18 protein-coding genes are annotated in these 24,109 nt (G+C 64.5%); 3 read left to right on the top strand and 15 right to left on the bottom strand.

Annotation, left to right across the window (positions count from 1 at the left end; translation table 11 throughout):
- Positions 1-238 precede the first annotated feature (238 nt).
- From ACYVJ8_RS05605 to ACYVJ8_RS05560, 10 genes are all read right to left on the bottom strand, one after another.
- The gene (locus ACYVJ8_RS05605) at positions 239-1,750 is read right to left on the bottom strand and encodes a hypothetical protein (protein ID WP_460710116.1); all 1,512 of its coding nucleotides are present in this window, start codon (positions 1,748-1,750) and stop codon (positions 239-241) included.
- Between the two features lie 6 nt (positions 1,751-1,756).
- Positions 1,757-3,079, bottom strand: a complete 1,323-nt coding sequence (locus ACYVJ8_RS05600) for an O-antigen ligase family protein (RefSeq protein WP_460710114.1) — start codon at positions 3,077-3,079, stop codon at positions 1,757-1,759.
- Positions 3,076-5,631 carry a glycosyltransferase gene (locus ACYVJ8_RS05595; RefSeq protein WP_460710112.1) on the bottom strand — a complete coding sequence of 852 codons (2,556 nt, stop codon included), beginning with the start codon at positions 5,629-5,631 and terminating at the stop codon, positions 3,076-3,078. The genes ACYVJ8_RS05600 and ACYVJ8_RS05595 overlap by 4 nt, the downstream gene beginning before the upstream one ends.
- Positions 5,632-5,639: 8 nt before the next feature.
- Complete coding sequence (locus ACYVJ8_RS05590; protein WP_460710110.1) at positions 5,640-6,776, bottom strand: glycosyltransferase family 2 protein; 1,137 nt, start codon at positions 6,774-6,776, stop codon at positions 5,640-5,642.
- A gap of 12 nt (positions 6,777-6,788) precedes the next feature.
- A complete protein-coding gene (locus tag ACYVJ8_RS05585) occupies positions 6,789-8,126 on the bottom strand; it encodes a hypothetical protein (protein ID WP_460710108.1) in 1,338 nt (445 codons plus the stop codon).
- Positions 8,113-8,865 carry a P-loop NTPase family protein gene (locus ACYVJ8_RS05580; RefSeq protein WP_460710106.1) on the bottom strand — a complete coding sequence of 251 codons (753 nt, stop codon included), beginning with the start codon at positions 8,863-8,865 and terminating at the stop codon, positions 8,113-8,115. The genes ACYVJ8_RS05585 and ACYVJ8_RS05580 overlap by 14 nt, the downstream gene beginning before the upstream one ends.
- Positions 8,862-10,454, bottom strand: coding sequence for an XrtA system polysaccharide chain length determinant (locus ACYVJ8_RS05575; protein WP_460710104.1), 1,593 nt, complete (start codon positions 10,452-10,454; stop codon positions 8,862-8,864). The genes ACYVJ8_RS05580 and ACYVJ8_RS05575 overlap by 4 nt, the downstream gene beginning before the upstream one ends.
- Positions 10,451-11,065: an XrtA/PEP-CTERM system exopolysaccharide export protein gene (locus tag ACYVJ8_RS05570; protein ID WP_460710102.1), complete on the bottom strand. Its 615-nt coding sequence runs from the start codon at positions 11,063-11,065 to the stop codon at positions 10,451-10,453. The genes ACYVJ8_RS05575 and ACYVJ8_RS05570 overlap by 4 nt, the downstream gene beginning before the upstream one ends.
- A gap of 108 nt (positions 11,066-11,173) precedes the next feature.
- Positions 11,174-12,178: an NAD-dependent epimerase gene (locus tag ACYVJ8_RS05565; protein ID WP_460711061.1), complete on the bottom strand. Its 1,005-nt coding sequence runs from the start codon at positions 12,176-12,178 to the stop codon at positions 11,174-11,176.
- Positions 12,179-12,183: 5 nt separating this feature from the next.
- Positions 12,184-13,461 carry a nucleotide sugar dehydrogenase gene (locus tag ACYVJ8_RS05560; RefSeq protein WP_460711059.1) on the bottom strand — a complete coding sequence of 426 codons (1,278 nt, stop codon included), beginning with the start codon at positions 13,459-13,461 and terminating at the stop codon, positions 12,184-12,186.
- A 218-nt stretch (positions 13,462-13,679) separates the two neighbouring features.
- On the opposite strand from ACYVJ8_RS05560, the gene galE reads away from it, so the two are divergent.
- Positions 13,680-14,798: a UDP-glucose 4-epimerase GalE gene (gene galE, locus ACYVJ8_RS05555; protein ID WP_460710100.1), complete on the top strand. Its 1,119-nt coding sequence runs from the start codon at positions 13,680-13,682 to the stop codon at positions 14,796-14,798.
- A 9-nt stretch (positions 14,799-14,807) separates the two neighbouring features.
- On the opposite strand, the gene ACYVJ8_RS05550 is transcribed toward galE, so the two are convergent.
- Complete coding sequence (locus ACYVJ8_RS05550) at positions 14,808-15,695, bottom strand: lysophospholipid acyltransferase family protein (protein WP_460710098.1); 888 nt, start codon at positions 15,693-15,695, stop codon at positions 14,808-14,810.
- 150 nt (positions 15,696-15,845) lie between these two features.
- On the opposite strand from ACYVJ8_RS05550, the gene ACYVJ8_RS05545 reads away from it, so the two are divergent.
- The gene (locus tag ACYVJ8_RS05545) at positions 15,846-16,223 is read left to right on the top strand and encodes a DUF4124 domain-containing protein (RefSeq protein ID WP_460710096.1); all 378 of its coding nucleotides are present in this window, start codon (positions 15,846-15,848) and stop codon (positions 16,221-16,223) included.
- A 41-nt stretch (positions 16,224-16,264) separates the two neighbouring features.
- On the opposite strand, the gene ACYVJ8_RS05540 is transcribed toward ACYVJ8_RS05545, so the two are convergent.
- The 4 genes from ACYVJ8_RS05540 to ACYVJ8_RS05525 all read right to left on the bottom strand — a co-directional run bounded on the left by ACYVJ8_RS05540 (position 16,265) and on the right by ACYVJ8_RS05525 (position 22,080).
- A complete protein-coding gene (locus tag ACYVJ8_RS05540) occupies positions 16,265-18,589 on the bottom strand; it encodes a xanthine dehydrogenase family protein molybdopterin-binding subunit (protein WP_460710094.1) in 2,325 nt (774 codons plus the stop codon).
- Positions 18,582-19,079: a (2Fe-2S)-binding protein gene (locus ACYVJ8_RS05535; protein ID WP_460710092.1), complete on the bottom strand. Its 498-nt coding sequence runs from the start codon at positions 19,077-19,079 to the stop codon at positions 18,582-18,584. Before ACYVJ8_RS05535 ends, ACYVJ8_RS05540 begins: the two co-directional genes overlap by 8 nt.
- Positions 19,080-19,130: 51 nt before the next feature.
- Positions 19,131-20,450, bottom strand: coding sequence for a c-type cytochrome (locus tag ACYVJ8_RS05530; protein WP_460710090.1), 1,320 nt, complete (start codon positions 20,448-20,450; stop codon positions 19,131-19,133).
- 973 nt (positions 20,451-21,423) lie between these two features.
- Positions 21,424-22,080 carry a VC1465 family Xer recombination activation factor gene (locus ACYVJ8_RS05525; protein WP_460710088.1) on the bottom strand — a complete coding sequence of 219 codons (657 nt, stop codon included), beginning with the start codon at positions 22,078-22,080 and terminating at the stop codon, positions 21,424-21,426.
- A 136-nt stretch (positions 22,081-22,216) separates the two neighbouring features.
- On the opposite strand from ACYVJ8_RS05525, the gene ACYVJ8_RS05520 reads away from it, so the two are divergent.
- Positions 22,217-24,034: a phospholipase D-like domain-containing protein gene (locus ACYVJ8_RS05520; RefSeq protein WP_460710086.1), complete on the top strand. Its 1,818-nt coding sequence runs from the start codon at positions 22,217-22,219 to the stop codon at positions 24,032-24,034.
- The last annotated feature ends 75 nt before the right edge of the window (positions 24,035-24,109 follow it).

Raw genomic sequence — 24,109 nt, 5'->3', positions numbered from 1 at the left:
GGCGCTTCAGCCGCTTGCGAATACCGTTTTATTCAGCGTGCTTTTGGCTACGTGAATATGATGAATAGGGAAAGCCCCATTCATGTGTCCTCGTGCGCGTGCGGGCGCGCGGGATGCTAGCGCTGAACCGCGCGAATCGAGGCTCGAGAAAGTGCGGCCCGCGTCACATAACGAATTTCGCGACTAAAACCATGCCAACGCTTATGGCATGCGGTTTGCCGTAGTGCGCCGTTGTTGGCTATCGCGACCGGTGGCAGGCGGGCGCTCCGGCCTTGCCCGTGCTTGCTTTGCCGGGCCGTGCATCGAAGGCCGCCAGCGTCAAGTTAGCGAGCTGCGGATTGGCATCGCAACGCGTATCCGCAGGACACTTCGCCACACGCCAGGCGGCATTGCCGGCGAAGCGCTTCGACGCGGGACTCTTGCCGCCGTTAAAGGCGGACTGCAATGCGGGATCGCGAAATCGTGGAAAGCCGATCACCAGGTTGTCCAGCATCACCACCTGGTCCGATTCGTCGCCTTCGCTGTGGCCGATCTGCACGGCGCCTTCGCCGGCGATGGTGTTGCGACGCACCGTCACGACATCGTGTCCGGTTAGCACCAACTGCAAGGTGCTGCCGTCGGCGCGGCACAGATCCTTGTCGGTCATGAAGAAGCGGTTCTTGAAGAAGCTGCAGTAGCCCACCAGCACCGAATCCTCGATCAGCGCATTGCCTTTGACCTTCACCTGATTGCCGGCGTTGGCCTCGGCGCGAATACGCCGCAGGGTGACGCTCGTGCTGTCGGCGCCATCCATGTAGCGCAGATCGAGGCCGTCCGAGGTGTTGTGATGGAAGTGGCCGTCCTCGATCAGCCATTGGCCACCGGTATCTGCGGTGCCGAAGCCGTCGCCGTAGCCGCCGGTCTTCTGCGCCCAGCAGGCCCAGGGCTCGCGCGTCGCCACGCGTTCGCCGCAACCGTTCCATGCCACTTCGATGTTGCGGATCACGATGCGGCCGGAGTTCGAATTCCCCGGACCGTCGTGATCGACATTGCCATCCCAGCCGGCGGTGCCGTTGCGGTTGAGCTTGATGCGTTCCATCGTCCAGTTGCGCAGGCCGCCGGCATTGATGCCGCGCGCCGCCATGCCATGGATGTCGAGGTCGTGCAGCCACACATCGCGCGACGCCCGCGCATACAACCCGATGCGCGCCCACGCCATCGCATTGGTGCAGGCGACCTGCGGGCTGGTGTGCTTGTACACGCAGTCGCTGTTGTCGGTGATTTCGAGATTGCCCAGTTCGACGTTGTCGCTTCCTTCCAGGCTGAGCACGCTGTAGATGCCATCGATGCCGACGAGCTTCGGCGGCTTGCCCGGCTTGCCGATGACACGCGTCGGAAACGCGGGACTAAGCCCGCTCGGAACGGGCGATAGCTGCTTTGCGATCGGATAGGTGCCGGCGGCGATCAGCAGTACGTCGCCAGCGGCGATCCGCGGTGCGTCCTGGGGCAGGGCGATGGCGGGACTCTTCCAGGCGCAGGCACGCGCCGAGCCTTTGCCGGGATACGCAGCATCGGCGCGGCCGGTGCATTCCTTTGCATCGCCGCCGTCGGTGCGGACGTAATAGACGACCGCCTTCGCAGAGGCCTGGGTAGCGATGGGGATGGAAGCGGTCGGCAGCCGGCCGCCAGGACACGCGTCGGCATCAGGTGCGGCATCGGCACCGGCGGCACAACTGGCGAGCACGCAGGCGATGGCTATGGCGTGGCGCATGCTGGCTCAATGGCGCGCATCCGTGAACCTCGCCAGGCCCGGCAATGCGCGTGCCGCGAGCGGGAAGCGCAGTCCCAGCGAAGGCGTGCGGCGCTGCTTGTCCTGCGCCACGACGTTGGCGGCGTGCGCGCGCATGTTGCCGTAGCGCTCCATCAGGCCGCACAGGATCCAGAAGTTCGCCATGATGACGCTGTCGAAGAACGGGCTGCCGTACAGATTGCCGAGCGCCATCGCGACGATGGCCAAAGTGAATCCGCGCTCGAGAGCGAGGTCGCCCGGCATGGCAATGGCGGCAGAGCGCCGCAGCCAGCGCGCAAGCCGCCACAGCCGCCAGAACACCCACAGCAGCGCCAGCAGTCCCAGCGGTCCGCATTCGGCGAGCGTCAGCAGGAAGCCGTTGTGCGCATCCTTGCCGGCGTAGGTCGTGTAGTTGCCGATGTAGTCGTTGAATCGCCCCAGGCCGACGCCGGCCGGATGATCGCGCAGCATGTCCAGCGTGCCGCCCCAGATGGTGAAACGGCTCGCCGTGCTGTCGTCCACGCTGAGTCCGCCGCCGGCGTCGACCTGTTCGGTCTGTTGCACGCGTTCCACCACGCTGCGCGGAATGAAGGCGATCGCCACCACCGCCAACAGCACGCCGGCGAGCACGGCGGCGGGAATGCTGCGCCACACCAGCAGGATCATGATGACGAACAGCCCGATCAGGTACGACTGCCGCGAATAGGTGAACAGGATCGCCGCCGCGAGGATGAAGCTTCCGCCGATCGCGGCCCAGCGTATTAACTGTCCCTGGCGCGGCTGCATCACCACCGCCGCCAGCATGGGCAGGAACATCGCGAAGAACACGCCGGCGCGATTGGCCATCTTCAATTCGCCGAAGGGGCCGGTCGCCCGCTGCGTCTCCGAGAACGCGCCCAGATCGAAGCTCAGCCCCTGCAATACCGCTTCGAATCCCGCCAGCACCGCGACCAGCAACACCACCACGATCAGTTGGCGGGTGCGCTTCAAATCCAGGCCGCAGTGCAGATAGGCGAGATAGAGGAAGGGGAAGAGCACCGCGCCCTTGGCCTCGCGAAGATCCCTGGCCGCACGCGATACGTCGTGCCACTGCGCGGCGATGAAGCCGATCAGCATCGCCAGGAACAGCGCCGCCAACGGCAGGAAAAGATAGCCCTGGCGCGCCAGGTGCGACGGCTCCCGCCGCCCCATCAACATCGCCAACGCCAGCAGCGCGAACGATGCCCCGACGCTGACGTTGGTCGGCAGGTGCGCCGTATACGGCAGCAGGAGGATCGGGAGGGCGTAGATCAGGCGCATCGGATCGCTCACTTCGGCGTGCTGGCGGCAACGGATGCGCTCGCCGCATGCGGCGGGTGCATCGGAACTGCGCGCAAGCAACGTTCATAGACAAGTGCGGTAGCGGCGGCGAGTGCCGCCTGACTGTGGTTCTGCTCGACATGGCGGCGTGCCGCCTGCGCCAGAGCGGTGCGGAATTCGGTGTCGAACAGGCGCTTGATCGCCGCTGCGAACGCCTGCGCGTCGTCGCTGGGAAACAGCAGGCCCGTGTATCCGTGGTCGATCAGTTCGGCGCTACCGCCCACGGCAGACGCGACTACCGGGCACCCGCCGGCCATGGCCTCCAGCAGCGCGTTGGACGTGCCTTCGAACAGCGACGGCAACACCAGGAAATCCGCCGCCTGCATCAGCCGCGTGGCGTCGCGTCGTTCGCCGAGGAAGTGGATGTCCGCCGAGACGCCGAGCTCATGCGCCAGTTCCGCGAGCGATGCACGCAGTGGACCGTCGCCCACCAGCGCGATCCAGGGACGTTGCGCGGGTTCGAGCAGGGCCAGCGCACGGACCAGGCAGGCCAGGTTCTTGACCGGTACGAGCCTGCCGACGAACAGCCCGAACAACCGTCCCTGCGGCACGTCGAGATCCTTGCGGATGCGTGCGCGCGTGTCGGCATCGATCGGGTCGGGCAAGCCCACATCGTTGGCGATCGTCGTGAACAAGGCTCCGGGCGTGCGGGTTCGCCGCGCGGTGGCCTGCGCACCGGCACGCGAGTTGGCGATCACGGCGGCGCTGCGCGCCAGTACGAAGCGCTTGAGCCACCAGTACCAGGTCGGGCGATCGTCGCGCTGCGCGCTGCGTTCGGAGGCGATGAGCGCGGGGCGCCGCCGTGACAGCAGGCGGGCAGGGAGCGTCCACAGCTCCGCCGTCAGGGAGTAGGCGTGGATCAGCGCGTAGTTCCGGTCGCGCAACAGCCGCGCGTAGTCGCGCAGGAAGCGCAGGTCCACACGAGCGCGCTTCTCGATGAAATGCACGGGAATGCCGTCGTGGCGAATCGCATCGACCAGGAAGGAATCCGTGCGGAAAAAAAGCAGCTCGGGTTCCCAGCGCTGCCGGTCCAGGCCCGCGAGCAAGTGCTGGATCTGGCGCTGGCTACCGCCGACTTCCATGCTGTCGATCACGACGAGCACGCGCTGGCGGCCTTGCGTGGCGAGCGCTGCATCACGCATGTGCCTAGCGGTTACATTGCCGAAGAGGTCGAACAATCGCCTGGCTTCGATGCGGACATCGAACTCGCGCTCGACCTTGCGTCGCCCGGCCTGTGCATAGGACTCGCGTCGGTCCGGATCGTGCAACAGGGTCTCGATCGCCTCGGCCAGGCCCGCGGCGTCGCCCGCTTCGACCAGACTGCCGCTTACGCCGTCCTCGATCAGCTCGGGAATCCCGGAGATGCGCGTACTCACGACCGGCAATCCCGTGGCCATCGACTCCATGAGCACGTTCGGAATGCCATCCGACTGTCCGTTCTTCGCGACCACGCACGGCAGCACCATCAGCGTGGCATCGGTCATATGCCGGACGACGTCGCCCTGCGGCATCGCGCCGGGTAGAGCGACGACCGATTCCAGGCCCAGCGTCGAGCGCAAGTGCTCCAATCGCCCGCGTTCCGGTCCCTCGCCAATGATCGTGCAGCTGACTTCGATGCCGCGCTCGCGCAGTTGCGCAAGCGCCGTAATGAGAATGTCGAAGCCCTTCATGGGCACGAGCCGGCCGACCGAAAGCAGCTTCAGCGGCTGGCGCCCGGTGCGAACGAAGGGCAGGTCGGGCAGGTTGAGCGCGGAGTGGATCACGTGCACCGGAACGGAACCCGGCGCGCGCATCCAACGTGCCATGAAACGCTGGTTGAATTGCGTGATGGTGACGGCCAGCGCGGCGCTTTCGAGCTTGCGCGCCATCATGTGATCTTCGATGAAGATGTCGTGCGCGCGGCTGGTGAAGCTGAAAGGCAGGTCGAGCTGACGCGACAGCAGCCAGGCGACGGTGGCCGGATACGTGGCCCAGGGCGCATGGATCAGCTGCGGTGCGAAACCTCGAATCTCGTCGAGGCGGCCGAGCGCGCGGAAGACCGCGACCAGGCTCTTGCCCAGCGCCACCGGACGCCGCCACAGCTCCAGCAGCATGGTGAGCACGAACGAAGCCGTGACCACTGGCCTGCGCAGGAACGCCAGCAGCGCGGCGAAAGTGGTACGTGCGCGTCCAGCCGGATACATCACGCGATGGGCGAGTGCGGCGGCCTGCGGCTGAGTGAGTTTCTCGCGATGGAACTTCAGCGACAGGATGCGCACATCCACGCCGAGGTCGACCAGCGCCTGGATCTCGCGCGCGATGAAGGTCTCGGACAGGCTGGGGAACTGCGAAACCACATACAGCACACGTTGCGGCCCCGTGGCGGCCGCCTGCGCGGCGAGACGATCGGCACTCGCCGAGAGCGCGCCGGCTTCGAGGCTTGCCACGGTCGCATCGCCCGGCCGCAGCGTCCGGGTTTCGGACACGGCATTGGGCGAAGGCGAAAGGGTGGCGTGGGCAGCCATCGGAGCTCCTAGCGCAACGGCGTCCAGGTCATGATCCGTTCCCCGCGCAGGAACCGGAACAGACTGACCGCGGACGCGAGATTGGTGAGCAGGAAGTAGTACGGCTGTGCCAGCCACCGCGAGTTGCCGCGCGCATGCAGCGGCGTGAACCCGATCGCGCCCAGCACTAGCAGCGCCAGCTGCGGCGCCAGCAACCATACATAGCGTCCCTGCAGGGCCAGCGCGGTGTTGGCGATCAGCGCCGCCAACCAGAACACCGGGGACAGATATCGCAGCAGCTTGTGCGACCACAGCTGCCAGGCGAAGGCGCCGTAGCGGAATACGTTGAGGAACCGCTTCTGGCTGGCGAGCGCCGCCAGGCTGCGCATGCCCACGCGCACCCGCATCGACAGTTCGCGGTCGGGCCGGTCGAGGGTTTCCTCGTAGCAGATGGCGTCGGCTTCTAGCACCGTGCGCATTCCTTGCGCACGCACGACCATGGCGATGACGAAGTCGCTGATGAGCTCCGGCGCGATCGGACGGTAGGCTTCGCGACGCACCGCGTAGAGGCAGCCGGAAACGCCGATCAGCGAACCCAATGCGCTCTCCGCCATGCGCAGCATGATTTCGTAGTTCCAGTACGAGGTGCCGCCGTGCCCGGTAGCATCCTTGCGCTGCGCGACGTACGACAGGCGGCCGGCGACGCAGCCCACGCCAGGATCGTGGAAATTGCTCGCCATCGCCCGCAGAGCGCCAATATCTATCTGCGTCGTGGCGTCGGTGAACGCGATCAGTTCGCCCGTCGCGGCTTCGGCGGCGAAATTCTGGCAGGCCGTCTTGCCTAGGCGTCCTTCGATACGCAGCAGCCGGACGTTGGGCGCCTTGAAGTCGTGCACCAACCGATCCGTCGCATCGCTGGAGGCGTCCGACGCCACGAGGACGTCGATCCGGTCCCGCGGATAATCCAGCTCAAGAACGTTCCGGATCTTCTGCTCGATGTGCTTTTCTTCGTTGTACGCCGTGATGATCACGGTGATCGCGGGCGTGATCGCCTGCTTGTCGACGCCGCGCGGCATCAGCCGCGCGAGGGCGATCGCGAGGAGCGGATAGCCGACATACACATAGGCGAGCAGGACCAGCGTACTCCAGAGCAATACCTCCCACATGCGCAGGTTCCCTCAACGTTTCCACCAGACAGTTACCTGGACTGCCTTCTCCTGATACACCGGATCGGGCTGATTGGAATCGCGGTTGTTGTGGTAGATCTGGGCGCTCCAGCCCCAATGCCGCGTGCGTTGCTGTTCGACGCCCAGCGTATACACGTGATCGCGGTCTTCCCGGTCGGTGTTCTGGAAGTCGCGCTTGCGGAAAGACGCGTTGAGGTAGACGCGGGTAAGCGGCGTCAGCCGATAGCTGACCTGGGAGACGACGCCGCTCTCGTTGCGGTCGTCGAGCAGGCCTTCGATGTAGCGCAGCCGGCGATAGTACGGCCGCACGCGGAATCCGAATCGATCCCCCGTGTGCCGGAAGTCCGCCTCGCCATCGCGCTGGCGGTAGACGCCGGCGGTCACGCGCGAAGAAGACGGATCCACCAGGTCGGGTACCAGCGTTTCGTCCGGATCGCTCAAGCGCACGACCAGATCCTGGACGTCGTCGGCGAACTGTTTCCGTATCCGGAGCCCAAGCCGGTTCTGCTGGTTGATTCGCCACATCGCGGTGGCCCGAACCAGTGGGCTCGTCACGTCGTCCGCGCCGTTGCGGTTCAGGCGCGAATGCCCCAGGTCGATCTCGTATTCGATATTGCGCAGGTTGCCGTCGTAACGGAAATAGCCGTCCTGCCGCGTGTAGTCGACCGTTTCGGTGTTGTCGTCCAGATCGATGCGGGTCGACGCGACATGCACGGAGACCTGTGCCGTCGGACTCAGGTCGTGTTCCAGTGCCGCCGCGACGCTATAGCGCCGGCTGTCGAACCCGCGCGAGACTTCCGCGTAGGTGTCGGCGCCACGCAGGTCCACCTGCAGGCGCGTGGCGTCGCTGAAGCGGGCGAAGAAACTCGGGCCGACCAGGAATACGTTGACGCGTTGCAGGTTGCCCGGATAGCGGCCGTCGCGGAAATTGATCGGCTCGTCGCTGAGGTAGTCCTCGGCGACCAGGTTCATGCGTTGCGGAAAGATCGACCAGTTGAGCTGGCCGGCGAACGCGGCACGCGTCTCGTCGTCGTATCGGTTGCCGGTGTAATGGCGCCGCTCCATGTCGCCGCGGGCCTGCACTTCCACCGTGGAGCCTTCCTCCTTGAAATCGAAGATCAGGCGCGGGTAGAAGACCGACTCCTTGGCCTGGTTGTCTTCGCTCAGGTTGAGGTTGTCGCTGTGCAGCGCCGACAGCTCGACCCGGTAGTTCAGGCGCGCCGCCGACGCATGCTGGACCGGAAGCGCAGCCAACAGGCCGATCGCGAGGGCAGCGGGCCGCATCAGGCGCACGCGGGCGGGATGACGTCCAGGTTCACGCGTTTTCATTGAAGACGACGCCGGCGAACTTCCGGGGGTCGAAATTGCCCGCGGCCGCCGCGATGTCGGCGGCCGTGTTGCGGCCGTAGCCGGCGACCAGCACGACCACGTCGGCGAGCTCCGACAACATGCGCGCATCGGGAGCGCCCAGCACAGGCGGGCTGTCCAGGAAGATGTAGCGGTCGGAGTAGCTGCTGCGCAGCGAATCCAGCAGCAGGCGCATGCGGAACGAGGAAAAATGCTCGGCCTCGATGTCGCCGTAATTGGAGCGGCCGGCGGGAATGAGCTTGAGCCGTGGAATACCCGTGGCGTACAGCATCGACTCCACTTCGGCTTCCGGATCTTCGAGATAATTGATCAGGCCGCCGTGCGCACTCACGTCGACCTTCATGGCGACGTGCTGCGACGGGCGACTCAGGTTGCAGTCGATCAGCAGGGCGGTCTTGGACTGGTCGAAGGTGACCGAGAGGGCGAGGTTACGCGCGACGAATCCGCCACCGCAGCCTTCGCTCACGGGCGCGATCAGGGTGATGAAGTTCTCGTTGGCGATCGACAGCAGCCGGGTGCGCAGATCGCGGAAGGAATCCACCAGCGGGCGATTGGCGCCGTCCAGATAGGGAATGATCGAGCGCTCGGCCAACTGCGCCGGCGTCAGCGCGGTCGCTTCGCTACGGCGGACCACGCTGCGATGCTCCATCGCGGCCATCTTGGCCAGCGCCTCGGCCGCGGTTTGGTTGAAGTCGTTCATAGGACATCCACCATTTTCAGCACGAGGACCAAGCCATAGATCAGCATCACACCGCAGAGCAGGGCGGTGCCGAGTCGGAATTGCCGCGCCCGCTGTTCCGCTTGTCCGCGGCTCATGTGCATGGGGATCGTCCCCAGCACCGGCAGTCCGGCTTCGCGTTCGATCTGCAGTGGCATGCGGACCCGCGGATCGTGCTTGACCAGCAGCGAGAGCAACAGCAGCGGGACGAAGACGGCCACGGCCAGCCCGGTCGCGGCGAAGTGCATGAGGCGCAGGCCGACCGGCAGTATCGGCAGCGAGGCGGGTTCCTGGATCTGGAAGCCGAGGCTGCGGCCATCCGCATCGAGGTTCATCGACACACGGGCGTTCTCGCGACGCTTCAACAGGTCTTCGTACATTTCCTTGTTGACGTCGTGCGCGCGGGTGAGTGCCGAGACCTCGCCACCGGACTCCGTGATCTTGCGGCTGCGTTCGTATTCCTCTCGCAGCAGGGCCTGTGCGGTCGCCACGCGCGAGGCCGCGGCGGCGCCTTGGCGCCGTACTTCGGCGAGTTGGGTGCGCAGTTGCTCGTAGACGGGATTCATCGTCGGCGTCGAACCGGGCAGCACCGAACCACCGGTGGCGCGACCGCTGCGCACCTGGCCTTGCAGTTCGCGGATCTGGTTGCGCACGCGGACCACGTCCGGATGCTGATCCGTGTAGCTCAGCAGCAGGCGGTCGTACTCCGACTGCAACCCGGCGAGCTGGGCATTGGTCTGGCTCGAACGCGAGATCGTGGTGATCTGGCTTTCGTGCGATAGCGCGCCCATCAGCTGGTGTTCCTGCGCGCCCACATCGGCCAGGTCCATGCTGGCGTTGTCGGCCGCACGGCGTAGTTCGCCGATGCGCGAGGCGACGTCGCCGTCGACGCCGGGCACGGCGTCGGGATTGGCGACGCGGTACTGCTCCAGCTTGCTGTCCGCTTCGGAGAGCGCCTTCTGGTACTGGTCCACCTGCGCATCGATGAACTGGTAGGCGGATTTGCTGGCGCGCGCACGCGACTGCAGCACCTGTTCGATCAACGCTTCCGAATAGCGCCGGGCGACGGCGTAGGCACGCTTCGGATCGGAATCGGTATAGGTGATCTTCACCAGGCTCAGCTTCGGATCCGAGGAGCGGACCGGGGTGCGTTCGGTCACCGTCACTTCGGTGCGATCGATGATGTTGTTTTCCAGCTTTACCTTTTCGGTCGGGCTCAGCGTGTCGCGCTCCCAGCCGCCGGCGCGCAGCACTTCGTCCATCACGCTGTGGCCGAACAGCACGTCGCGCGAAATGACGGCGCGCGAGGCGTCGTTGGGCGCGGCCGTGCGGCCTTCCATCAGTGGCGTGATGACCGCGTTGTCCTGCACGAGCACGGTCGCCGAAGACTGGTAGGTCGGCGGATTGAGCAGTCCCCAGGCCAGGAACAACAGTGCAATGCCCGCGAAGATGGTGGCGAGCGGCAACAGGTAACGCAGGAATTCCTTGCGCGCGAGCGACAGCAGAGCGATAGTCGGCAAGCGCTCGGACGAGGGTCCGGGCAGGGTCAGTTGCCTGTAGCTGGTATTCACAGGATCCGCTCCGGCACCGTGATCACGTCGCCGGGGGCGACCTTGTAGTTGGTGCTGAGATCGCCGCTCTTGAGGATGTGATCGAGCTGGACTTCGAACGCCTGCGCGCTGCTGCCGTTCACGCGATGCAGGCTGGAGCGGTCCGGCGCGGCGAACTCGGTGACGCCGCCCGCGGCGAGCACCGCGTCGAGCACCGTCATGCCCTGCCGATAGGGAATCGAAACCGGCGTACGCACCGCACCGGTCACGCGGACGCGCGACAGATATTCGTGGCTGCGCAGCTCGGTGAGGATGACCGTCACCTGGGGTTCACGCACGTACGTCGCGAGCTTGTCCTGCACGTCCTTGGCGACGGCGTCGGGCGTGCGGCCGCCGGCCACCACGTCGCCGACCAGCGGCACGGAAATCTTTCCGTCCGGACGCACGGGCGCGGTGATGCTGAGTTCGGGATTACGCCAGACCGATACCTGGACCATGTCGTCGACGCCGATCTGATAGTCGTCGGCGGGCGCCGGCGCGGGGGGCGCACCGGACGTGAGATTCGCGGTGCTGGCGCATCCGGCGAGCAGCAAAGACAGGCCGATGGCCCGAAGGGCAGACACGACGCGCATGACGGTTCTCCTAATGACCCCTCTTGAACAACGCCGAGTGCAAAAACACCCGGCCAAATACCCCTGGAATCACCCGGCGAAACCGGCCATCGGGCCGGGTTTTCCGCCTCAGACCCGGTGGTACTCCCGGTACCAGTCGACGAATCGCGCCACACCGGTTTCGACCGGTGTGGTCGGCGAGTAGCCGACATCGCGTCGCAGTGCGTCCACGTCCGCCCAGGTGTCGGGCACATCGCCCGGCTGCATGGGCAGGAGTCGCCGTTCAGCCTTGCGGCCCAGGCACTCCTCCAGCACTTCGATGTAGCGCAGCAGCTCCACCGGCTGGTGGTTGCCGATGTTGTAGAGGCGGTAGGGCGCGTTCGAACGGCCGGGCGAAGCGCCGGCGTCGACGCTCGGATCCGCCTGTGGAACACGGTCGAGCGCGCGCACCACGCCCTCGACGATGTCGTCGATATAGGTGAAGTCGCGGCTATGGCGGCCGTGATTGAAGACATCGATCGGCTCGCCGGCCAGGATCTTCCGCGTGAAGAGGAACAGCGCCATGTCCGGCCGGCCCCAGGGCCCGTATACGGTGAAGAACCGCAGCCCGGTGGTCGGCAGACCGAACAGGTGGCTGTAGGTATGCGCCATCAGCTCGTTGGCCTTCTTCGTCGCGGCGTACATGCTCACCGGATGGTCGACGTTGTCGTCGACGGAGAAGGGCAGCTTGCGGTTCGCGCCGTAGACCGAACTGGACGAGGCGTAGACCAGGTGCTCGACGCCGCGGTGGCGGCAGGCTTCCAGTACGTTCAGGAAACCGACGATGTTGCTGTCGACGTAGGAGCGAGGGTTCTCCAGCGAATAGCGCACGCCGGCTTGCGCGGCGAGATTGACCACGCGCTGCGGCGCGAAGTCGGCGAAGGCTTCGCCGATCGCCACGCTGTCCTCGAGCGCGCCGCGCATGAAGCGGAAGTTCGGATGCGGCAGCAGCCGATCCAGGCGCGCCTGTTTCAGGCGGGGATCGTAATAAGCATTGAGATTGTCGAATCCGAGCACTTCATCGCCGCGCGCGAGCAGCACTTCGCTCAGCTTCGCACCGATGAAACCCGCCGCGCCGGTGACCAGGACGCGCATCGCGGTCACAGACAACCGTCGACCGCGGTGCGCGGCAGCGCCCGCTTGACGTCGAATACGATGGCACCGGGCGTGCCGAACGCACGAATGCGCTCAGGGCCCATCGCGACGAATTCGCCGTGCGCGACCGCCAGGACCACGGCGCTATAGCGGCCCATCTGCGGTTCGGGAATCAGGTGCACGCCGTACTCGGCGTGCGCGTGTTCGGCATTCACCCACGGATCGTGGACATCGACCTCGGCGTTGTAGCAGCGCAGTTCGCGGACGATGTCGATGACCTTGGTATTGCGCAGATCCGGGCAGTTTTCCTTGAAAGCCAGGCCCAGGATCAGTACGCGCGCCTGGGTCATGTCCTGGTTGCGTTGGCGCATGAGCTTCACCACGCGACGCGCGACATGGCTGCCCATGCTGTCGTTGATCCGGCGTCCGGCCAGGATCATGTCGGCGTGGTAGCCGATCTGCTGCGCCTTGTGGGTCAGGTAATACGGATCGACGCCGATGCAATGGCCGCCGACCAGGCCGGGGCGGAACGGCAGGAAGTTCCACTTCGTTCCCGCGGCTTCCAGCACTTCATGCGTGTCGATCTCCAGGCGGTGGAAGATCAGCGCGAGTTCGTTGATCAACGCGATGTTCACATCGCGCTGGATGTTTTCGATGACCTTGGCGGCCTCCGCCACGCGGATGCTCGACGCCTTGTGCGTGCCGGCCGAAATGATCCGGCCATAGAGGCCGTCCACGAAATCGGCCACTTCCGGCGTGGAACCGGAGGTGACCTTCTTGATCGTTTCCAGGCGGTGCTGCGGGTCGCCGGGATTGATGCGCTCCGGGCTGTAGCCGGCGTAGAAGTCCTGGTTGAACGCCAGGCCGGACTCGCGCTCGACGATCGGGATGCAGATTTCCTCGGTCGCGCCCGGGTAGACGGTGGACTCGTACACGACGACGCCACCGGGCTGGATGGCACGACCCACGGTGCGGCTCGCCGACTCGAGCGGACGCAGGTCCGGCCGCTTGTACTCGTCGATCGGCGTCGGAACGGTGACGATGAAGACGTCGCAGCCCGCCAGCGCGGCGGGATCGCTGCTGAATTCAAGCCGCTGCGCGTCGCGCAGTTCGTCGCTGCTGACTTCGCGCGTGTGGTCGTGATGGTTCCTCAGTTCCGCGACGCGAGCGGCATCGATGTCGAAACCGACGGTCGAAAACTTCCGGCCGAACGCAACGGCAAGCGGAAGACCGACATAGCCAAGGCCGATGATGGCGATGCGCACCTTGTCGAGCGCGGCCAAGGATGCAGTGGTTGCCAAGCAGGACCTCCCCAAGGTCGACGTCCGGGTCGGATGCGCGCGTTGGCGGCATCGGTTCCCTGGGTAACGCCAATTGCGTGCCAACGCGGACAGGGAGAGCAGGGCGGGCGTGTGAAGGAAATGTGTCGCCGGCCGGGTGGACGCTAGCGCGGCCGTTACGCGTTGTCCTAAGAATCCGGGACAGCAATGGCAGGCTGGGCATGGTGGGCAAGGGACCGATCAGCATCCTCGTTTGCGGCGGGGCCGGCTACATCGGCAGCCACACCTGCGTCGCCCTGGCGGAGCAGGGATTCCGCATCGTCATCGCGGACAACTTCGCCAACAGCTCGCCGCGCGTGCTGCTGCGCCTGCAGCGCATCATCGGCGCGCCGGTGGAATGCGAACGCGTGGATCTGCGCAGCAAGGCGGCGCTGAAGCGGCTCTTCACGCGCCATCGTTTCGATGCGGTCATGCACTTCGCCGCACTCAAGGCGGTGGGCGAATCCTGCGCGGATCCGCTGTCCTACTTCGACAACAACATCAGCGGCACGGTGAATCTGCTGCAGACGATGCGCGACGCAGGTGTGGACCGCCTGGTGTTCAGTTCCTCCGCGACGGTCTACGGCGATCCCGAACACGTCCCGGTTACCGAGAGCGCACGGCTGGACGTCACCAATCCCTATGGCCGCACCAAGCTCGTCATGGAGCAATTGATCGGCGACCTGTGCCAGGCCCATGGACATTTCCGCGCGGCCAATCTGCGCTACTTCAATCCGGTGGGGGCGCATCCGTCCGGCCTGATCGGCGAACATCCTTCGGGAACTCCCAACAACCTGATGCCTTACATCTGCCAGGTGGCCGCGGGGCGGCGCAGCAAGTTGAACGTCTTCGGCGGCGATTACCCGACGCCGGACGGCACCGGTATCCGCGATTACATCCACGTCACCGATCTGGCCGAGGCGCATGTCGATGCGCTGAACTACCTCATGCGCGAGGACCAGAACATCACCCTCAATCTTGGTACGGGGCAGGGCGTGAGCGTGCTGGAACTGGTGCGCAGCTTCGAGAAAGCATCCGGCTGCACGATCCCCTACGAGATCGTCGCTCGGCGCCCGGGCGACGTCGCCCAGGTCTACGCCGATCCTTCACTGGCCCGCAGCCTGCTGGGTTGGCGCGCCCGGCTCGATGTCGACGCCATGTGCCGCGACGCCTGGCGTTGGCAGTCGATGAACCCCGGCGGTTACGACCGCGGCCTGGAGGCAGAGCCGCGCGTACGGGTCAGCCGGGGGCAACGGCCTCGTACGTCGGGTGAACCGGATGGGGCTGGCGCCTTCACCTGAGGGGAGGTTCTAAGCCGCTCTGGGGCGCTTCTTGAACATGTTGTAGTTCCACTGATACTGGGTGATGCAGTGGCAGGCACAGCTTTCGATGGCTTGGTTTAACGCCGCGCAATCGCTGTCCGTGTCACTCGATGACAGGGTGATCGGAGCGATGTGTATCCGGAAGCCCTTGCCGTTCGGCAATCGCTGCGCGAAGACCGACAGAACCCGGCAATTGAAGCGCTCTGCGAGCCTGGGCAGGAGTGTTCCCGTCTCCTTCGGCACACCAAAGAAATCGACGGTCGTGGCGCCCATATTCAGTTCGGGCACGTGATCGGGCGTCAGCCACAGCACCCCGCCAGCCTTGAGATGCTTGGATGCCGCGAGAATTCCGCGCGTTCCGATCGGGATGTGGATAGCACCTGCGTCCGCGCGCGACCTGCAATAAGCGAGAATCCGCGCTCCGAACTTCGGAGACCGGTAAAGGATCGCCAATCGCCTGCGCCGCGAGAATGAGGCGAGCCAAGAGGCCATGACTTCCAGGCTGCCCAAGTGCGGGGCGCAGCAAATCACCGCCGATTGCGAATCCAATGCGTCTACAAGACAACTCAGTCCTCGCACCTCGACAACTTTGCCCAGCACTCGTCGTGGCGAGCACCAAACCACGAACACTTCGAGCTGGAGCTTGAATGTCTCCTTGATGGAGGCAATGGCGATGCTGGTTCTGCTTTGCGTGGGAAGTTCCGGCAGTACGAGCGCAAGATTGCTTTCTATGCGGTGCCGCTTCCTCGACCGCGTCATCCAAGAAAGGCAACCGAGGATGCTTCCGGCTTTGTGCAAGGCGCTAAGCGGCAGTCGGCCGATCGCTTGCACAAGAAGCCAAGCGGGAATCTTCTGCCACAAAGGAACTTTCGCCATGCTGGGAAGCGTTAGCCGAACGTCTTCGCAGCTTTGTCGGGATGATCCCGCGCAGATTGATCGCTACTCGCAACCGCGTGTTGCTTCATTAGCAACAGCTTTGGATCCGCAGCGGGTAAATGCTCTCCTAGGCGCTAAGGAGAGTCAGCGATGAGGAAGATGATGGTGATGGTGATGCTGCTGTTGATCAGTGGCGTAGCGCATGCGGACACGATGTACCGCTGCGTCGATAAAAGCGGCGGGGTTGCCTATCAGGATCACCCATGCGGGTCCGAGGCCACGCAGACAAGGACCGTAGAATTCACTCCTGAGCGCGTTCCTGTTTATCGGCCGCCCAAGCAGTCCGCATCCACAAGGGTTTCGCACCGCGGTGCGGCCAGCGGTGCGCATGTTCCGATCGAGCCAAGCAGTACCGCATGCGAGTCGGCGAAGGCTCGTCGGGAGAAGGCGTTGCGCAAAGCTGGACTGAAGCGCACGTACCGGCTTCTGCAGCAGTTGGATGAGGATGTGCGATCGGCATGCAGGTAGGACGGCCGAGGTCCGGGGCTAGGACCTCGTCGCTTTAGTCCTCATGCCTTCTGTTTAAGTGCCGCCAATACCGCCTCCGGTCGTATCGGCAGGTGGCGCAGGCGCACACCCACCGCATTGAAGATGGCATTGCCAATGGCTGGACCGACCACGGTGGTAGCGGGCTCGCCCAGACCGACAGCGGCTTGGGTGCTGGGCATGAACTCGATCTGCGTTTCCACGGCATCGCTCATGCGCAGGGGGGTGTAGGTGTTGAGGTTGGTGTCGCGGACCTGGCCCTTTTCGAACTGCGTGCCCTCGTGCAGCGCCAGGCTCAGCCCCCATAGTGCGGCACCTTCCATCTGTGCCATGGCGCCACTGGGGTGCACGATAGTGCCGGCATCGGCGACGAGGTAGAGCTTTTCCACATGCACCTGCCCGGTGCTGCGGTCGACCTTCACGCGTGCCGCGCAGGCCATCCAGCTGGGCATGTCGCGTTCCTGCCCGAAACTCGTGGCCAAGCCAATACCGGTGTCGGCAGGTAGTTTTGCGCCCCAGCCCGCCAGTTGCGCAACGCGTTGCAGCACTGCGGCCTGGCGTTTGGCGCCACCAACCGAATTGGGCTCTGTGCCTGCGTTCCCGCCGCTGGCGTCGAACAGTCGCAGCCGGAACTGCAATGGATCCATACGCAGGTGGTGCGCGGCTTCGTCCATGAAGCTCTCCACTGCCCAATTGGTCCAGCCCGGGCCGACCGAGCGCAGCCAACCCGGCCGGAACGCGCGGTTGGCGAGGTCGTTGGACAATGCACGCACGCGATGCGCACCGACGTTGTACCAATGATCGGCACCCGCGATCGCGAACGGATCGTAGGGCTTGCCGTTCTTACCTTTGGGCATGAAGACCGGAACCATCACCTCGGTGGGCCATCCGGCCGCGGCATCGTGCTGCATCGCCAGCACCTTGCCCGTCTTGTCGAAGGCCATGCGCAAGCGCTGCACCGATGGCGAGCGGAACGAGTCGAAGCGCACGTCGTCCTCGCGTGTGCAGATCATCTTCACGGGACGACCCAAGGCTTTCGATGCGAGCGCCGCGGGCACGGCGTAGTCGCCGTTGAGGCGTCGGCCGAAGCCGCCACCAATCAGGTAGGTGCGCATCACCACTTTGGTTTCCGGTACGCCCAGCGCTTTTGCCAGCGTCGGGAGGATCAGGGACTGCCACTGGTTCCCGGTGTGGATTTCCCAGACGCCGTCCTTTTCGAAGGCGAGTGCGTTGATAGGCTCCAGTTGGAAATGCAGCGCGCTGGCCGTGGTATAGGTCTGTTCGAGGGTCGTGGCGGCCTGGGCGAAGGCCTGCTCGACGCCGGGATCATCGACCACGAAGGCGCCGGCCTTGGGGTCGGCAATAAGCGCATTGGCGCGGTCCTGCACGTCCTGTTCGGACACGCCAGCGGTGTCGTCGTTCTGCCAGGTCACCTGCACTTTGTCGGCCGCACGCATCGCGGCATGCGTGGAGTCGGCGATCACCATCACCCAGCCAGGCACGGTGTTGGAGGGATCGTTCAGGACGGCGCTGCGCTGATAGCCCTTGATCGATTTCGCGGCAGAATCGTCCACGGACACCACCTTGGAGCCGTTGCGCGTCGGCGGGATCTTCGGCCGCGCATGCAGCATCCCGGGCACCTGTGCGTCGATGCCGTAGATGGCCTTGCCATTGGTCTTGTCGGGAATGTCCATCGCCGACGTGTCCACGCCGACCAGACGGCGCTCGGCCGGCGCCTTGATCGGCATCGCCTTGAGTTCGTCGGCGGAGTAGGTGCGGGAGAGGTCGCCACGCTGCACGATCTGCGCATAAGTGAGCGAACCGCCACCACCACTGACCACACCGTTGCGCGCAGTGCAGGCGTCGGGAGAAACACCGAGCAGCTTGGCGCCTTCCTCGATCAACGCCATGCGTCCGGCGGCGCCGGCCTGGCTCAGCAGTGGGAAGCTTTGCCACACGGACCAGCTGCCGCCAGTGACCATCAGGCCCCACTTGGGATCGGTATCGACGTGCTCGATGCGCACGTTGGCCCAGTCGACCTCCAACTCGTCGGCGAGGATGCGCGCCAGCGCAGTGCCGACATGCTGGCCCATCTCGGCGCGTATGACATGCACGGTCACGATGCCGTCGTTGTCGATGCGAAACCACAGGTTGGGCTCGAACATGCGCGAGGCAACGACCTGTTTCGGCGCGGCGCCCGAAAGGATCAACGAAGCGTTGGCGAAGGCCATCACGAATCCGGTGCCGGCGGCGCCGATGAGGAAGGCGCGGCGCCCGGGCGACGCAGGGGCATCGTCGCCGTGTCCGGCGGCCAGCTTGGCGGTGAGCTGATCGACGAGCTTATTCATGGCCAACCTCCGCCGGTGCGGCGGGCTGCGGCGGCGCGCCCTGCATTTCGGCAGCGGCGAGCCGGATTGCCTTGCGGATGCGTGTGTACGTCATGCAGCGGCACAGGTTGCCGCCCATCACGGCGTCGATGTCGGCATCGCTGGGGTCGGGGAAGTCCTGCAGCAGCGTGGCCGCCTGCATGATCTGGCCGGATTGGCAGTAACCGCACTGTGGCGTCTGCGTGGCAATCCAGGCCTTCTGCAACGGGTGCTGGCCATCGGGCGAAAGACCCTCGATGGTGGTGATGCGCTGTCCGGCGATCGCGCCTACCGGCGTGATGCACGAGCGAATCGCGCGACCGTTGAGGTGCACGGTACACGCCCCGCACATGCCGATGCCGCAGCCGAACTTGGTGCCGGTAAGTTGCAGTTGTTCGCGGATCGCCCAGAGCAGGGGCATCTCATCGTCATCGACGGTGACGGGGCGATCATTGAGTTGGAATTGGCTCATGAAACGGGCTCCACACTGGGATGACGCTTTTCAGGCCTGGGCTGGGCGCCGTCAGGGCGAGGGGAGGGCGGTTTCGCCGGCGGTTTTCTTGCGCAACGCGGCCACCTGCGATTGCAGATCCGGCCACGGCGGCTGATCGGTGCGGGTGCTGCGCAGCCAGGTCGCCAAGGCCACGACATCGGCGTCGCTGAACGAATGAGCGAAGCCCGGCATCATCGTGTCGGGCAAGCCGTCCGGGACGCTGACGCCATGCAGGATCACCTGGATGAGCGTGGAGGGATCGGACGCCGTCAGCGCGCTGTTGAGCCCCAGTTCCGGCCTTGCCATCAATGGCATCGTCCCGCGGTTGTAGTGGCACGAGGCGCAGGCGGCGGCGTACAGCTGCGCACCGTGGTCGACCTGCCGGTTCGCGAGTGGGGAAGTGGCCATCACGCGGGCGAGGGTGGCTTCGGTGTTCGCCATGCGCGGCCCGGCAGCGCCGAAGCGGTCTGCAAAGTAGGTCGCGATCGCACGCAGGTCGCTATCGGGCAGCTTCGCGAGTCCGTCATGCACCACGTGCGACATCGAACCGGCCGCTACGCCATGCAGAGGCGTGGCGCCGGTGCGCAGATAGGCATATAGCTCTTCGGCACTCCATGGCACCGGCGCCTTGTTGTCGGGTCCCAGCGGTGGCGCATACCAATGGTCGATCACCGCGCCGGTGTAGCGTTGCGCGCCGGTCTTCTCCGCTCCCAAGCCGTTGCGTGGACTGTGGCAGGCCGAGCAATGGCCCAGCCCTTCGGCGAGATAGGCGCCGCGGTTCCATTCGGGCGTCTTGCCGGTGATCGGTTTGTAGTCATCCGCATCCACGAACAGCAGCTTCCAGCCGGCCTGCAGGGCTCGCACGTTGAGTGGGAAGGGCAGGTCCGGCTTGCGCGCGGGAGCCTTCACCGGAGGCCGGGTTATCAAGTACGCATACAGCGCATGGAGATCCTCGTCGGTGACGAGGTTGAAATGCTGATAGGGAAACGCCGGGAACAGGTGCGAGCCGTCGCGCGCCACGCCTTCGCGCATGGCGCGGCGAAACGCCTGTTCCGACCAGCGACCGATACCGGTGTCCGGGTCGGAGGTGATGTTGGTGGAGTAGATGGTGCCGAAGTCCGTTTCCATGGCATAGCCGCCGGCAAACGGAGCACCGCCCTTGGCGGTGTGGCAGGTCGAACAGTAGCCGGCCCCCGCAAGCACTTCCCCCTTGGCAACAAGGTCTTTAGGGAACGTACCGGCAGCAACAGGTGCGATCGGATCGATGGCCGGCCGATAAGCGAGCACCCACAGCACAACCAACGCCAACACGAGGAACGCCACCAAACCCAGCAGGATGCGCTTGAACACATCGACCTCCGCCTGGCTGCAACTCCACAGGCCGCCAAGTTCCAGTGGGCTCGCCCACGTCTTGATCTGCGGCTGGCGGCAGCTCCCGCAGCAAGCGTTTCGATATCGCAGTCAGATAATACGGCGTTGTGGCTTGCGGATATTCGTGAGCGGCGTAAAGCCCCCGAGCGGGGGCCTTAGGTCAGAAGCGAGTGCGGGTGTTGCGGGGCTGAATCCCAGTCGGGCCAGTCACTTCCGTATATTTACATAATATACATTATGCGAAGTTGCTTAGGCACAAAGAGACGCCTCCCTCTCGGGCTGAGTGTGATCGACAGAATCCCCGGCTGGCAAATCTTGCCTTCCAGGGCCAGAAAAAGCCGGGTCCGCGTGAGCGGTCTGCGGAGCGACGGCAGAGACTTCGAGCGCGGATCCAACCGCTGATAAAGGAGCGGCGCATCCATGCGCCATAGACGGGCGCACCGCGCCTCGCGTGCCGCGCCTCGCGTGCCGCGACAACCACCGATGCGCGACCAAGATCGCGTCCTCTACCTCCTGGCACAGACACGCCATGATCAGGCGGTCGCGCAACGGCTCGCCTTCGGCGAGCATCCGCGCACGTAGATCACGCCCCACATCACGCAAGCGATAGAACGCGTCCAGCGAATCGCGCACCTCGAACGGCGACGACTTTGAGGAAAACGCCACAAGGGAGCCGCGCTCACCACCATCGGCCCGCAAATCCGCAAGGAACTGAGCGAGCTGCCGAACCGACCCAGGCACAACGGCGGCCGCGCTCATGACGACACCCCCGCGTCACGCAGCGCGACCGACAGCATTTCGCGCAGACCGATTACCCGCTCTGTAAGCAGATCGCAACGGCTACGCGCACGGACGTCCCCGTTCTCTTGCGCTCGACCGCCCTGAGAACTGGCGGCCTCGACCAGGCGCGACAGAGCCCCAACCGCGTCTTTCGCGGCATCGCTAAGCGCGCTCATGCGACACCGCCGCGAATCATCCCCGTATTACTGCACGGGGCGCTGTTCCACAGGTGCGCATGCCGAGCAAGCACCAAGGAGTAATCATCCCCTACAGGGAGGGGGGGATATTGGCGATGGACTGTCACATTAGGCGGTTTGATGTTCCAAGAATGGAACGACGCCTGGGAACCGAGCGGCAACACTTCACGCTCTGCAACCGATGCTGCCACGGCAACCGATGCAGCCGCAACAGGCCGGACGCCCGAACGCGCCTCACGCGCGTTCTCGGGCTTACCGGCCTCACGCTCCCGCAGCAGATGCCCGAACGCCTCCGCTCGACGCACGAGAAGCGACAGCCAGCTCATATCCCACGGCGCGAAGCTATGCCCCTCGGGTGTGACAAGCCGGCCACGAATCAACGCATAGCCCGACCACGCGGGATCGATCAGATCGCCATGGCGAAGAACACGCAGCAATTTGAAAGCCGCGAACGACGGACGCGCCCTACCCGTCTCCCAATGACCGATCGTGCGACGACTCACGCCGAGCATGTCGGCAGCATCCTCACGAGTCAGCCCGGCAAAGACCCGAGCATCGCGAAACTGCTCCGCGGTGACCCGAACATAATCTCGCCGACGACGCAAAACTGAGCGTTTTGCCCCGCTATACATTATGCGAAGTTAAAGAGTGCCCAGTCACTGACCGCTTCGGTTGAATTTGACGTTTGTTATTGGGTAACGCCTGGAAGCAAGGTGCCAGGCACAGGGACGTCCTGACCACCACTGCCCCCCCCCAGGAGAATTTGCCATGGCCGCTTCCGTCTCGAAGTCCAACGCGGCCGTGTCGATCACCGCCTATCGCGGGGACGCCAAGGTGCTGCTGGCGTTCAACTTGCCCAGCAAGCGGGCTGCCAAGGGCTTCGCCGGCTTCACCGTTGAGGTCAAGCCCAAGGGCAAGCCGTCCTATTTCCTCTACAACACGTTGCAGTTCGAAGACCCGAGCCGGCATGCGCAAGATGCCAAGGAATCGGTCAACTCTAGCCTCAACGCGCCATTGCACAAATTCCGCTGGGTTCACGTGCCGGGGTCGATTCATCAGGGCATCGAGCCTTACTACGGCGAGTACCAATACACGGTCACGCCGCGGTACTTCGATGCTGATGCTTCGCTCCTTCCCATGGATTCGGATACGAGCCTGACCATCACCGTGGATGTGGCGCCGTTCAAGCGCCCAGGGGTCGAACTGGGCTTCTCCCGCGGCTTTGTCCAATCGCAGGCGTTCTCGCAGCGGTTCGGCCCGAAGGCGCTGATTCGGCCAAAAGGCAAGGAATTGCGCTTCGACACCTCACAAGTGTCGGGAAGCGACGCCCAAGGCAACGAATATACCTACGAGCAGCAATACCAATGGCTCGGATTAACGGCCCGGGCGCGCATCTTCGATGTGCTGAATGAAGTGTTGGCCGACCGGTCATTGCGATTGGACGTGTTTGCCTACGACCTCAACGAGCCGGACATCGTCGAAGCGTTCCTCACCCTGGCCAAGCAAGGCCGTATCCGAGTAATCCTGGACAACGCCTCCTTGCACCACTCCACGTCCGAAACAAAACCAGAGGACGAGTTCGAAGAGCTTTTCGTCAAAGCCGCCAAAGGCGATGCACAGATCCTGCGCGGCAAATTCAAGCGCTATTCGCATGACAAGGTGCTGCTTGTTTCAAAGGGAACGCGTGCGCTCAAGGTGCTGACGGGTTCGACGAACTTCTCGGTGACCGGGCTCTACGTCAATTCCAACCACGTCCTGGTCTTCACCGACAAGAAAGTCGTCGACAAGTATGCGGAACTGTTCGAGGCCTGCTGGGACGGCGACGCCAAGGCCCCCGCGTATCTCAAGCTACCGATCGCAAGCGAGACCTTCTCGGCGTCATCGAGCAAGATGCCCGACACCGAGATCACCTTCGCGCCCCATTCTGAAGAGTTTGCGACTGAGATCCTCGAGGGCATCGTGGATCGAATCGGCAAGGAATCGCGGCGTGGCAAGCGGACCGGCAGCCTGCTTTTTGCCGTGATGGCGATCGACAACGGCGTGAGTCCGGTCTATCAGGCGCTGACGTCCGCTCATGCGGATGAATCCATCTTCAGCTACGGGATTTCCGATTCGCGGGCGGGTATCGCGCTATACAAACCCGGGCGAAAATCCGGCGTGCTGGTCACTGGCAAACCAGGTAAGGCCCAGCTGCCCTGGCCCTTTAGCGAAGTGGCCAGCGTTGCGGGGCACCAAGTGCACCACAAGTTTGTCGTCTGCGGGTTCAACACGCCAGACGCGGTCGTCTACTGCGGCTCATCCAATTTGGCGGTCGGCGGAGAGATCTCCAACGGCGACAACCTGCTTGCCATTCACGACACCGAGATCGCGACGGTGTTCGCGATCGAGGCCCTGGCGATGGTTGACCACTTCCATTATCTCAACAAGCTTGAATCGAAGACGCCCGGCAAAAGCAAGAAAACGCCCGCCTCGAAAAGGCAGGCGGCGGTGGAAGCCAAGTGGTTCTTGTCGACCAGCGATCACTGGGTGCAACCCTACTTCGATCCGAAGGATTTGCACTGCGTGGATCGCCTGCTGTTTGCCTAAGCTGATGGACTTGAGTCCTTTAGCCCCCTGCCCTGGCCCGCTACGCCATCCTGGCTTGGTGGTAGTTGATCGGCG

The sequence above is a fragment of the Lysobacter terrae genome, assembly GCF_054782215.1.
The sequence above is the reverse complement of the archived record's forward strand: the minus strand, read 5'-3'. Positions and strand labels throughout refer to the sequence as shown.